We start from the raw sequence: 12,654 nt of genomic DNA, 5'->3' as shown, positions 1-12,654 counted from the left end.
AGATACTTGTTAATAATTCTTAATTTACTTATCTCTTATTACTTTTATATCTTAATAAGAGATATTTATTTCATTTGATAATTAATGGTTATGGTTTAGCGGGATATTGTTAGTACAAAAGTGTAAAATCTGCCTTCTGAGGCGCAGCCTAAGGCCGCATGTCGGCACCTAAAACAGCATTTAAGTAAAAAAACATTTTACTGAGCGCCCGTTTTAGGGGATAAACAGCCCAAATTTGTTATTTATAATAGAAGCCAGGAGCGGTGATGAGCCAAGTCTTACTGGGGACACAAAGCTTTGAGCTTGAGCGTTTCCCCCCACAAGAAAATTCCAATACCTTACAGGCATGGGAAGCAGCAGATGAATATCTGCTACAAAACATTGACTTAAACCAAATTGATGGCCGCCCGGTGCTGGTGTTTAACGATCAGTTCGGTACGCTGACCTGTGCTTTACATGCATATCGTCCATTTAGTATCAGTGACTCTTATATGAGCCAACTGGCAACGGCACATAATTTGCGCTTAAACCATCTGGATGAAGATGCTGTCACATTGCTGAGCAGTATGGATGCCTTACCTGAGGCCCCTAAGCTGGTGGTGATTAAGATCCCTAAAGCTTTGGCGCTGTTGGAGCATCAATTGCGTGCTTTGCGTCGTGTTGTTGCGCCAGACACGGTGATTATTGCCGGGGCGAAATCTCGTGATGTGCATAATTCAACCCTGCAATTGTTCGAAAAAATTCTCGGGCCGACCAAAACCACGCTGGCATGGAAAAAAGCACGCCTGATTCACTGCGAAGTGGCCGATATTCCTCTGGCTGAGGATGCGCCGGAAACGGTCGATTGGCCGCTGGCAAATACCGAATATGTCATCCATAACCATGCGAATGTTTTCTCTCGCAATAATTTGGATATCGGTGCGCGCTTCTTTATGGAAATTCTGCCCTATGATGTTGAGGGTAAAATAGCCGATCTGGGTTGTGGTAATGGGGTGGTAGGTTTAATTGCGCTGGAGCAAAACCCGCTGGCAGAAATGCTATTCGTCGATGAGTCATACATGGCGGTGGCATCCAGTGAGCTGAATGTGACCTATAACCGTCCGCAAGATTTGTCGCGTTGTGAATTTATGGTGAGTCATGGTTTGGCTGGTGTTGAACGCGAGAGCTTACAGTTGGTGTTATGTAACCCGCCATTCCATCAACAACACGCCGTCAGTGACCATGTGGCCTGGCAGATGTTCTGTGATGCCAAACGTTGTCTGAAAGTGGGTGGCGAACTGATGATTGTTGGTAACCGTCATCTGGATTACTTCCACAAACTGAAACGGTTGTTTGGTAACTGCGAGACGCTGGATTCGAATCAGAAGTTTATGGTGCTTAAGGCAGTGAAGACAGCCTCATCGCGCTCTGAGGGCGGTGGCAGTGGTAGTCTGGATATGTCGTATAGCGATTTCTAATCGTAGAATCACAGGCGGCTTCTACCTCCTGTGATTCTGCTGACAAAGTCAAATGAAGGGGAAACGTGCCGTTGGGGCCGTAACGGCGTAAGCCGTCGGAGTGCCCCGAGGTGCGGTCAACCCTTCACTCACTAAGCTATAATTAACCTCGCTCCTATTTAGCTAACTTCATGCTTATATCGCCAGCGCCAGCCGTGTTCCTTGATCTATTGCCCGACGAGCATCCAGTTCAGCGGCGATATCAGCACCGCCAATCAAATGCACGGTTTTGCCCATATCCAACAAGGGTTGATGCAACTCCCGACGCGGTTCCTGGCCGGCACAGATAATAATGGTATCGACAGGCAGGCAACTGGCTTGTTCCGCTCGAATGATATGCAAGCCCTCATCATCAATACGTTCGTAGCTGACACTGTTGAGCATCTTCACTCCGCGCATCGCCAGGCTGGTGCGATGTATCCAACCGGTTGTTTTCCCTAATCCTTCACCCACTTTACTGGTTTTTCGCTGCAACAGAAAAATCTGCCGTGGCGATGGATGGACTTTCCCCCCGGCGGGAGATAAACCGCCGCGATGGGCCAAATCTTGATCAACGCCCCATTCTTGACTGAATGCGCGGCTATCCATGCTGCTGGAATCACCTGATTGGCTAAGGTATTCGGCAGTATCAAACCCAATTCCACCCGCACCAATAATAGCCACTCGCTCGCCCACCGGTTTTTTATCACGCAAGACATCCAGATAAGTGAGCACTTTGGGATGCTCAATACCTTTGATAGCGGGTAAACGTGGCTGAATACCGCAGGCGAGGATCACTTCATCAAAACCAACCAGATGCTCCGGCTGAACTTCGGTATTCAACTGCTGAATGACACCATGAAGCACCAATTGACGACGAAAATAGCGCAATGTTTCGTAGAATTCCTCCTTGCCGGGAATTTGCTTAGCAATATTAAACTGGCCGCCAATATCGGTTGCTGCATCAAAGAGTGTGACTTGATGGCCCCGGCTGGCGGCGGTGATGGCAAAAGCTAATCCGGCGGGGCCAGAACCGACCACGGCAAGCCGTTTTGGCGCTTCTGTCGGTAATACGGGCATTTCTGTTTCACGGCAGGCGCGAGGGTTGACCAAACACGAAGTCAGCTTGCCATCAAAAATTTGATCCAGACAGGCCTGATTGCATCCGATACAGGTGTTAATTTCATCGGCCCTGTCCTGAGCTGCTTTTTGCACAAAAGCGGCATCGGCGAGGAAGGGGCGCGCCATTGATACCATATCTGCACAGCCGTCGGTCAGAACTTGCTCTGCCACTGAGGGGTCATTAATCCGATTGGTGGTGATAAGCGGTATATTCACTTTTCCCATCAATTTGCGGGTCACCCAACGGAATCCCGCGCGTGGCACCATGGTGGCGATAGTGGGAATTCTGGCTTCATGCCAGCCGATACCGGTGTTAATCAAGGTGGCACCAGCTTGTTCGACTGCCCGCGCCAACTGTTCAATTTCATCCCAACTGGAGCCATCTTCCACTAAATCGAGCATAGAAAGGCGGTAAATCAAGATAAAATCAGGGCCAGTTGCCGCACGAACGGCCCGCACGATTTCAACGGCAAAACGCATGCGACGCGTAAAGTCACCGCCCCATTCATCATTGCGATGATTAGTTCGTGCGGTCAGAAATTGATTAATCAAATATCCCTCAGACCCCATCACCTCGACGCCATCGTAACCGGCTTGTCTGGCTAACTGCGCGCAGTGAGCGAAGTCGGCAATGGTTTGCAGCACTTCGTCGTGACTCAATTCCTGAGGGGCAAACGGGTTAATCGGAGCTTGTAATGCTGAGGGGGCGACCGGCTGTTTTTGATAGCTATAACGGCCGGCATGCAAAATTTGTAGCGCGATTTTACCGCCTGCACGATGCACCGCATCTGTCACGATTTGATGATGTGGCACTTGTGCGACGTCATTTAGCACTGATGCACCTTGATACACAACGCCTTTTTTATTGGGCGCAATACCGCCAGTGACAATCAGGCCGACGCCTCCCGCAGCACGCTCAGCATAGAATGCAGCCAGGCGTTGTGGGCCATCGGGCAATTCTTCCAGCCCGGTATGCATCGACCCCATTAATACGCGATTTTTCAGGGTGGTGAAACCAAGATCTAAGGGGGCGAGCAGGTGAGGGTAAGCTAACATTGCAGTCTCCATTATTGTTATTTCTCTCCGTTACAACTGCTTTCGGCAAGTGGTCGGATGAGATTTTTTATTCAAATTTAGACGGTGCAATGCAGCTTGGGAAATCACAATGTGCTGATTGTGATAGCCGTCATGAATATGACATGGGTGGCTAACCGGCAGGACAGAAAAATGTCAGAGATGGCGGTCTCGTTACTAGCGATACCGCCAACAAAGTGATTAAGCGCGCTTATATAAACTTGCGACCATAAAACAGCTAAATGAGCTGAATAACATCTCAATTCCCACCAAGGTGGTGACCATGGTGATTGACATCAACGGCCCGGCACTGACCAGCAGATAGGTAATTACCAGATCCAATATCCCCAGTAGAATATGCAGCCATGCGCCCGGTAATCCCCATGTTTTGTAGCCGGTTATCAGTCGCATGACTCCACCGAAGGCAAATAGCACCGCCAGCACGATCGCCAGACTTATCATTCCCACCGCAGGGTTGGTAATGAATACATAACCCATTACGATATATGCCACGCCCAGCAATATACCGGTGACCATCGGCCAAAGGTTATTCGTGCGGTTGGCTATCATCCCAACTATCATCGCGATCCCACTGAGTAACAGCAGAATACCGATAATCATACTCAGGGCTGCCCCGGAAGCTAATGGGTTAATCAGACAAAAAATCCCGCCGAGTAACAATAATATGGCAATAATTTGCATGATAAGTCGTTGTTTCTTTAAGGTTCCTTCATCAATGTTCAGAAGGTATTTCCGATCTATATTCAGCATAACGATAACTCCTGTATGGTCTGAACTCAGTTATTGATAACTAACATGAGTATAGGTCGAACAATTAATATATAAATAAAATTTATGATATTCAACAGATTATATTGTGAAATATCGGGAGAAAGCGATTAAAAGCTAAATAGGATATGATGGTAATATTCTATTAATGGAAACAAATAAAGAGTATATGAGAAATATACATCCTGACAAGTTACCCGTAAGTTTCTTAATAAACAGAAACTAGCAGGAAAATAATACAATAACTATCTGTCTCTAAAACAAACATATTGGTATTTGCAGTGGCACATTTTTTTTTCAGTGCTAACGTTTATTAGCATGTGAAATCATAATAGTGCTCTTTCGATATATTTTCTGTGCTAAATAATAATTTCAAATTTTATAGTTATTTGATTTCACTGGTTTTTAATTGTACGTATATCTCAATTAGGATAGGGGTAGGAAATGACTAGAAAATCTCTGGATGATTATCGCTCAGATTTATTAGACTCTCGCTTTGGTTCTAAAGCGATTCGTAATATTTCAGAAAATAAAGTATTTCCTAAAGAGGAGATGCGCGAGGATATTGCTTTTCAAATCATAAGTGATGAGCTATTTCTTGATGGTAATGCGCGACAAAATCTCGCAACATTCTGTCAGACGTGGGATGACGATAATGTCCACAAACTGATGGATCTTTCAATAAATAAAAACTGGATTGATAAAGAGGAATATCCGCAATCAGCGGCAATAGATATGCGCTGCGTAAATATGATGGCTGATTTGTGGAATGCGCCAAAGCAAAAGAATGGTCAAGGGGTAGGGACGAATACTATTGGTTCTTCAGAAGCTTGCATGCTGGGGGGCATGGCTATGAAGTGGCGCTGGCGCAAAAAAATGGAAGCGGCAGGTAAACCCACCAATAAACCTAATTTTGTCTGTGGCCCAGTGCAAATTTGCTGGCATAAATTTGCCCGTTATTGGGATGTGGAAATTCGAGAAATTCCTATGATTCCAGGGCAATTATTTATGGATCCGCAGCGGATGATAGAGGCCTGTGACGAAAATACTATTGGTGTCGTACCGACTTTCGGTGTGACTTACACCGGCAACTATGAATTACCCAAACCCCTACATGATGCACTGGATAAACTGCAAAAGGATACCGGTCTTGATATTGATATGCATATTGATGCGGCAAGTGGCGGCTTTTTAGCTCCCTTTGTTGCGCCGGATATTGAGTGGGACTTCCGCTTGCCACGAGTGAAATCAATCAGCACCTCTGGACATAAATTCGGACTGGCTCCTTTGGGATGTGGTTGGGTTATTTGGCGTGATGCAGCAGCTTTACCTGAAGAGCTGATATTTAATGTCGATTATCTCGGTGGTCAGGTCGGGACATTTGCTATCAATTTCTCACGCCCGGCTGGGCAAGTTATTTCCCAATATTACGAATTTATACGCTTAGGCCGTGAAGGTTATACGAAAGTACAAAGTGCCTGTTATCAAGTCGCTGAGTTCCTTGCTAAAGAAATAACCCCGCTTGGGCCTTATGAATTCTATTGCAGTGGTGGCCCATATGAGGGCATTCCAGCCATTTGTTTCCGCATCAAAAAAGGGGCGAAACCAGGGTATACCCTCTATGACCTTTCTGAGCGCTTAAGGCTGCGTGGCTGGCAGGTTCCGGCATTTACCTTGAGTGGGAAGATGTCTGATGTAGTGGTTATGCGCATCATGTGCCGTCGTGGATTCGAAATGGATTTCGCAGGACTGCTCTTGGATGATTTTAAATCCTCACTGAAATATCTAAGTGAACATCCATCCCTTGGTGGTGAGGCAAGTCAGAATAGTTTTAGTCATACATAAACCGGATGGTGGTCTTTATTCTGATTATTAACCTTCAAGGTGGCGTCATGCCGTAAATAAGGTGGATAAATTATGTCGAATAATAGCTCCGGGACAGGTAAACCCGCTGTTCCAGTCAAAAAGCTGAGTATCGCTACGTTGGCGATTATGAATATCGTGGCCGTTGTCAGTCTCAGGGGATTACCCGCTGAAGCCGAATATGGTCTGAGTTCAATTTTCTATTATCTGTTTGCTGCGGTATTTTTCTTAATTCCAGTCTCATTGGTGGCAGCGGAATTAGCCACAGGTTGGCCTGAGAAAGGGGGGGTATTTCGCTGGGTTGGCGAAGCATTTGGCCCCCGTTTGGCTTTTCTCGCTATGTTTATGCTGTGGGTGGAGGTGACTGTTTGGTTCCCCACTGCACTGACTTTTGCCGCGGTATCACTGGCTTTTATCGGCCCAGAGCAACGATGGGATGAGGCCTTGTCTGCCAATAAATTCTTTGTTTTGGGAATAGTGCTATTTATTTATTGGCTCGCCACTTTTATTGCTTTTAAGGGCGTCGATACATTCGCCAAAGTTTCAAAATGGGGCGGTATTATCGGTACAATTATTCCTGCGGTGATCTTGATTGTATTGGGTTTCTCTTACTTAATTGGCGGTGGAACCCCGCAAATAGAATTAGCCTGGGATCAGGTGGTTCCCGACTTTACCAACTTTGATAACGTGGTGCTGGCTGCCAGTATATTTTTGTTCTACGCCGGCATGGAGATGAATGCCATCCATGTTAAAGACGTGGATAACCCGAATAGAAACTACCCGATTGCCATTATGTTGTCGGCCGTGGGGACGGTACTTATTTTCGTTTTAGGAACTCTGGCAATTGCCTTTATTATTCCACAGTCTGATATCAGCCTGACGCAAAGCCTGTTGGTGGCTTACGATGATATGTTCAAGTGGGCGCATTTAGAATGGTTGGGGCCAGTGGTTGCTTTTGCTTTGGCTATTGGCGTGCTGGCGGGGGTGGTGACCTGGGTTGCTGGCCCATCCTCAGGCTTGCTGGTAGTGGCGAAAGCGGGTTATTTGCCACGTTGGTGGCAACATACCAATAAGAATGGCATGGCGACCCATATTCTGCTGCTACAGGCTCTGCTGGTTTCCTTGTTGGCAATATTGTTTGTGGTATTACCTTCGGTGCAGGCGGCGTATCAGATAATGAGTCAAATGACCGTTATCTTATATCTCATCATGTATATGCTGATGTTCAGCTCTGCTATTTATTTGCGTTACAGTCAGCCGAATCGCCCACGCCCATATCATATTCCCGGCGGGGCCATCGGCATGTGGATTATTGGCGGCGCGGGGCTTATTGGCTCAATTCTGGCTTTTGTGTTCAGCTTTATTCCCCCCAGCCAAATTGCGGTGGGTAGCCCAACAGAATATGTTGGCATTTTGATCGCCACCACACTGTTTTTTGTTGTGTTGCCCTTCTTGATTTATATCGTTCGCAAACCCCACTGGCGTGATGCAAATAGCGATTTCGCCCCATTTACCTGGCAAGCAGAAAATGGTCATCCAGGTATTCCGAGTACCTCAGCGACACATACCAATGACGTTACGGCTGCGGCAGCGATTAACGCCCCGGCTGCCAATGCGCCGAAAAGTTAACGTCCTTGCTCTCTATGCAGGGTGGCTTCGGCCTCCTGCTTAATAATATTAAGTGTTGGAGTCAGTGTTATGACTATTGACCTAGCTCGCTTGAATCAAGTTATTAAGGATGCTTATTCGCAATATTCCACCCTCGCCGGAGGGGAAAATGCCAGCTACATTCCTTATCTGGCCAGCGTTCCCAGTCAATTGTCCGCGGTGGCAATTGTTACGGTTAATGGTGATATTATTTCGCAAGGTGATGCCGATTTTCGTTTTGCCTTGGAATCTATTTCGAAAGTGTGCTCTCTCGCCTTGGCGTTAGAAGATATTGGGCCACAGGCAGTGCAAGACAAGATAGGCGCTGATCCTACCGGTTTACCTTTTAACTCGGTCATTGCGTTAGAGCTGCATAATGGTAAGCCCTTGTCACCGTTGGTAAATGCAGGGGCGATGTCGACAGTGAGTGCAATTAAGGCCAGCGGCCGTGAAGAGCGCTGGGCGCGAATTCTGGATATGCAGCAGCAACTGGCTGGTGCGCCCATTGCACTTTCGGATGAAGTTAACCATTCAGAACAAACTACCAATTTTCATAATCGGGCCATTGCCTGGCTGCTTTATTCGGCCCAAGCCATGTATTGTGACCCGATGGAGGCCTGTGACGTCTATACCCGCCAATGTTCAACATTGTTCAATACTATTGAACTGGCCACCATGGGAGCAACTTTCGCGGCAGGAGGCATCAATCCGGTGACCCAAAAACAGGTGCTGGCGGCCAGCAATACGCCATTTATTTTGGCGGAAATGACCATGGAAGGGATGTATGGCAGCTCTGGAGATTGGGCATATACCGTGGGTTTACCGGGTAAAAGCGGTGTCGGTGGTGGAATATTGGCGGTAGTGCCGGGTGTTATGGGGATTGCGGCATTTTCGCCGCCCCTTGACCCGGTGGGCAATAGTGTACGCGGCCAAAAAATGGTGGCATCGGTGGCGCAACAGTTGGGATATAACCTATATAAAAGTTCGCTTTAGTTACGGAGAGCGGCCCTGCGGTGTGGCAGGGCCAAATCAAATATCGTAACTAGCTTAAATCAATATCTTTATGGCCGAAAAACCACGTCAGAATAAAACCCGCAGCATATGAGATAAGAAGACCAACCACGTAAACCATCATTCCGGCGAAAATTCCCTGGCCTGATGTCATGAGTGGAATAGACACCAATCCTGATGGACCAAACACCGTATTCAAGCCAACCGGCAGCCCCAACCAGGCAACCAGACCGATAAAGAAGCCGCCGACAGCGCCACCTAAGCAGGCGGTAATAAAAGGCTTCAGGCGCGGTAATGTCACACCATAAATAAGCGGCTCACCAATCCCCAATAACCCTGGGAAAATAGCCCCTTTAATCTGTGTACGCAGCACGGAACCTTTCGGCGAACGAGCATACAGTGCCAGAGCCGCACCCACCTGACCCGCCCCCGCCATCGCCAGAATCGGGAATAATGAGTTGAAACCTTGTGCGTCCATTAAGGCAAAATAGACTGGAACAAAACCTTGGTGAATACCAAACACCACGGCAATCAGGAATAAACCAGCCAGAATGGCGGTGCCGAACGGGTTACCATTTAAATGCATAAACAGCCATGACATGCCCTTAAATAGCTCGCCACCCACTGGCATGATGGCAACGAAAGTGATTGCACCGGTAATCAGTAACGTTATAGCCGATGTCAGGATCATATCCAGATTATCGGGAATAAAACGACGCACTTGTCGCTCAATCCAGGCCCCTAACATACAGGCCAACAGAACGCCGATGATGTTGCCGCGTGGGTCAATCGCCAACCCAAAGAAGCTTTCCATGCCGCCGTAGTAGCCGACAGTGCCTTCCGGTACATAGCGTAAAATAAACAGCGAAGCGATAATTGCGCCGTTGACCCCGGTTCCGCCAAAAGCTTTTTGTGTATTAAAACCAATCAGAATACTGAGGAAGGTGAACAAACCGATGCTGAACACTTTCATGTAAGCAATCAGCGCCGCCAGCCATGGAGATTGAATCACACCATCCACTGCCAGTGTTTGCTGAAGCAATGTTGCGATCCCCAACAGTAGCCCTGCGGCAATGAATCCGGGAATTAGTGGGGTAAATATGGTGGCGAATTTGGTCAGAAAATTATGAACAGCACTTTGTTGTTTCGCTTTCATTTGCTGTTTTTTCTGGCTGGCCAGCACGTGCAAATCTGTATCCTGAGCACTTTCATGTAACTGCTGCGGTTCAGAACTCAGCACTTTATTCATCATTTCACTGGCGGTTTGAGCTTTGCCCGGCCCGAGAATGATTTGTAACTGATCATCGCCGTTAACGATCCCCATAACGCCGGGTATTTTTTTTAAGCTTTCATGCTGGATTAGTTGACGATCTTTTAAGGTCAGGCGCAGCCTCGTCATACAGTTTCCACAGACGATGATATTCTTACTGCCACCAATCAAGAGTAAGATCTGATCTATCGTAGCGCTGGTTATTTTCGCCATAGTTATACTTTAATCTCCTTGAGTGCTTTACGGATGAATCCTTTATTTTTTATAAGGATATCGGCTGCTTCCTCCGCAGACATACCACTCAGGATCATCATAATGGCTGTTTTGCAGTGACGGTTACATTCATCAAGTGCATCTTCCGCTTCTTCGGGGGAGCACTCAGTCGCTTGAACAACGATATCGACCTGACGTTGCACCAGTTTGGCGTTTGTTGCTTCAACATCCACCATCAGATTGCTATACACTTTTCCGCTGCGGATCATCGCACCGGTTGTCAGCATATTCAGAATTAACTTCTGTGCCGTTCCGGCCTTCATTCGTGATGATCCAGTGACAACCTCTGGGCCGACCAGCACCTCAATAGCGATATCTGCCGCTTGACTCATTTCGCTGTTCTGATTACAGGAAATTGCCACCACGCTAGCCCCAATACTACGCGCATAAGCCATGGCTCCCAGCACATAAGGTGTGCGGCCACTGGCGGCAATTCCGACGAGCACATCTCGTGCATTGAAATGTAGATCACGCAGGTCTTGCTCACCCATTTCGCAGCTATCTTCTGCATTTTCAACCGCTTGTAAAATAGCAGTATTGCCGCCAGCGATAAGGCCGACAACCATTTCTCGTGGCGTACCATAAGTTGGTGGGCATTCACTGGCATCCAGAATTCCCAGCCGCCCAGAGGTACCCGCCCCACAGTAAATTAATCTACCGCCGTGTGCGAAAGCCTCGGCGATAAGCGAAACTGCCTGGGCAATCTCGGGCAGTTTTTCCTCAACCGCGAAGGGCACTTTTTTATCCTCATGATTGATAACCTTGAGTATCTCCAGTGCTGAAAGAGTATCAATTTGAGAACTGGCGGGGTTTCGGCTTTCCGTAACCATCGAGCTTAGATTAATCTTCATGGGGACTTCCTTTTATTTAAATTATCGGCGATGTTAAGTAATTAATTATTTATTAAACGTGATGTACGTCACGGTAAAATCTATTCTAACCACTGGGATTATGAGGAATAAGTACAGATAAAACAGAACAAATAAATAAATTATCTTCATTACATTTATGCAGTTACGCCTTGGTCATAAACGGTATTTGGCTGGAATAATCTATTATCTTTAACGGGAAACCTTTGATGTCGATTTTGAATGAAATAACCTGGTTGTTGCCTGAACTGGCGGAAAACCAGAAAAAAATAGCAAAATGCATTCTTGATAATCCGGAGTCGATTCTCAGTATATCTTCCTCTCAGTTTGCAGAAGATGCGGGAGTCAGCCAATCGGCCATTGTAAAATTTAGTCAAAAGATTGGTATGAAAGGTTTTCCAGCCTTAAAAATCGCAATCAGTGAAGAATTAAGCAGAAATAACTTATTTAAATCCTATCCACATAAAGCGCTGCACAATTCTATTTCATCTGAAGATTCATTGATGGTAATGGCACAAAAACTTGCACATGAGAAGACTGCATCAATTATGGAAACAACGCGAAAAATTAATTTTTCTGTTTTCCAGCAAGTGATCTCACTCATTAATACTGCTCAGCGCGTACAAATAGTGGGTATTTGGGGATCTGGACTTACAGCAAAAGACCTGAGCTATAAATTGCAAAAAATAGGTATAATGACCCTGGTTGAAGCGGACCTCCATGTACAGATTGCCGCAGCGCTGACCCTCACACCCAAAGATGTACAAATTGTTCTTTCCTTCACCGGTAGAAGAAAAGACATGAGAATTGCAGCAACAGTCGCCAAAGCGCAAGGGGCAACCGTCATCGCGATTACTGGCAGCAAAGTCTCGCCGTTGGCTAAGATCGCGGATTATGTTCTTGAAAGTATTTCGGATGAAAATGAGTGGCGAAGTTCTTCAATATCATCCAGAACGGCACAAAATACCCTAACCGATCTGATATTTCTGGCATTGATGCAACAACGAAAAGAAATGGCTAAGCCCCTGATTCTGAATGCGAGCATGACAATAAACAATCTGGATGACTGATGTATTGGCATATCGATTCATAAGTTTTAAGGCAATGAAGGTTTTATATTTTAATTACCTCATTGCCTTGTGTTACTTTTGGTGTTTCTATCTCATTAGGCATTATCTGTAACTCTGATTGCTATTAAATGATTACAGTTAGATTTATTTTATAATAACTATTCCTGCTGATAATAAAGTTATTCCTTGTC

General features: G+C 46.4%; 9 protein-coding genes. 5 read left to right on the top strand and 4 right to left on the bottom strand.

From position 1 onward, the window contains the following. Window positions 1–266: 266 nt before the first annotated feature. Window positions 267–1,457 (top strand): 23S rRNA (guanine(1835)-N(2))-methyltransferase RlmG, encoded by a 1,191-nt coding sequence (gene rlmG, locus HU019_RS19355; protein ID WP_174848946.1) that lies wholly within the window; start codon window positions 267–269, stop codon window positions 1,455–1,457. A gap of 174 nt (window positions 1,458–1,631) precedes the next feature. Here rlmG and HU019_RS19350 read toward each other — a convergent pair whose 3' ends face one another. Then, on the bottom strand, window positions 1,632–3,653 hold the full coding sequence (locus tag HU019_RS19350) for an oxidoreductase (RefSeq protein ID WP_174848947.1): 2,022 nt from the start codon (window positions 3,651–3,653) through the stop codon (window positions 1,632–1,634). 219 nt (window positions 3,654–3,872) lie between these two features. Next, the gene (locus HU019_RS19345) at window positions 3,873–4,442 is read right to left on the bottom strand and encodes an HdeD family acid-resistance protein (protein WP_174848948.1); all 570 of its coding nucleotides are present in this window, start codon (window positions 4,440–4,442) and stop codon (window positions 3,873–3,875) included. Between the two features lie 462 nt (window positions 4,443–4,904). Here HU019_RS19345 and HU019_RS19340 point away from each other — a divergent pair, with 462 nt between their 5' ends. From HU019_RS19340 to glsA, 3 genes are all read left to right on the top strand, one after another. Next, window positions 4,905–6,305 (top strand): glutamate decarboxylase, encoded by a 1,401-nt coding sequence (locus HU019_RS19340; protein ID WP_174848949.1) that lies wholly within the window; start codon window positions 4,905–4,907, stop codon window positions 6,303–6,305. Window positions 6,306–6,377: 72 nt separating this feature from the next. Next, window positions 6,378–7,952, top strand: coding sequence for a putative glutamine/gamma-aminobutyrate antiporter GadC (gadC, locus tag HU019_RS19335; RefSeq protein WP_174848950.1), 1,575 nt, complete (start codon window positions 6,378–6,380; stop codon window positions 7,950–7,952). A gap of 69 nt (window positions 7,953–8,021) precedes the next feature. Continuing rightward, a complete protein-coding gene (gene glsA, locus HU019_RS19330) occupies window positions 8,022–8,963 on the top strand; it encodes a glutaminase A (protein WP_174848951.1) in 942 nt (313 codons plus the stop codon). Between the two features lie 49 nt (window positions 8,964–9,012). Here the strand turns inward: glsA and murP are convergent, their stop codons facing one another. After that, the gene (murP, locus tag HU019_RS19325) at window positions 9,013–10,464 is read right to left on the bottom strand and encodes a PTS N-acetylmuramic acid transporter subunit IIBC (RefSeq protein ID WP_174848952.1); all 1,452 of its coding nucleotides are present in this window, start codon (window positions 10,462–10,464) and stop codon (window positions 9,013–9,015) included. A gap of 2 nt (window positions 10,465–10,466) precedes the next feature. Further along, a complete protein-coding gene (murQ, locus tag HU019_RS19320) occupies window positions 10,467–11,375 on the bottom strand; it encodes an N-acetylmuramic acid 6-phosphate etherase (RefSeq protein WP_174848953.1) in 909 nt (302 codons plus the stop codon). Window positions 11,376–11,602: 227 nt separating this feature from the next. On the opposite strand from murQ, the gene HU019_RS19315 reads away from it, so the two are divergent. After that, on the top strand, window positions 11,603–12,463 hold the full coding sequence (locus HU019_RS19315) for an SIS domain-containing protein (protein WP_174848954.1): 861 nt from the start codon (window positions 11,603–11,605) through the stop codon (window positions 12,461–12,463). Window positions 12,464–12,654: the final 191 nt, after the last annotated feature.

The sequence above is a fragment of the Yersinia artesiana genome (genome assembly GCF_902726545.1).
In the GTDB taxonomy this organism is placed as follows: domain Bacteria; phylum Pseudomonadota; class Gammaproteobacteria; order Enterobacterales; family Enterobacteriaceae; genus Yersinia; species Yersinia artesiana.
The sequence above is the reverse complement of the archived record's forward strand: the minus strand, read 5'-3'. Positions and strand labels throughout refer to the sequence as shown.

What these genes read in the sequence shown, in the direction of transcription:
- HU019_RS19345 (WP_174848948.1), bottom strand. Translation starts at nt 4,442, where the DNA reads ATGCTGAATATAGATCGGAAATACCTTCTGAACATTGATGAAGGAACC.
- HU019_RS19340 (WP_174848949.1), top strand. Translation starts at nt 4,905, where the DNA reads ATGACTAGAAAATCTCTGGATGATTATCGCTCAGATTTATTAGACTCT.
- rlmG (WP_174848946.1), top strand. Translation starts at nt 267, where the DNA reads ATGAGCCAAGTCTTACTGGGGACACAAAGCTTTGAGCTTGAGCGTTTC.
- murP (WP_174848952.1), bottom strand. Translation starts at nt 10,464, where the DNA reads ATGGCGAAAATAACCAGCGCTACGATAGATCAGATCTTACTCTTGATT.
- gadC (WP_174848950.1), top strand. Translation starts at nt 6,378, where the DNA reads ATGTCGAATAATAGCTCCGGGACAGGTAAACCCGCTGTTCCAGTCAAA.
- HU019_RS19315 (WP_174848954.1), top strand. Translation starts at nt 11,603, where the DNA reads ATGTCGATTTTGAATGAAATAACCTGGTTGTTGCCTGAACTGGCGGAA.
- glsA (WP_174848951.1), top strand. Translation starts at nt 8,022, where the DNA reads ATGACTATTGACCTAGCTCGCTTGAATCAAGTTATTAAGGATGCTTAT.
- HU019_RS19350 (WP_174848947.1), bottom strand. Translation starts at nt 3,653, where the DNA reads ATGTTAGCTTACCCTCACCTGCTCGCCCCCTTAGATCTTGGTTTCACC.
- murQ (WP_174848953.1), bottom strand. Translation starts at nt 11,375, where the DNA reads ATGAAGATTAATCTAAGCTCGATGGTTACGGAAAGCCGAAACCCCGCC.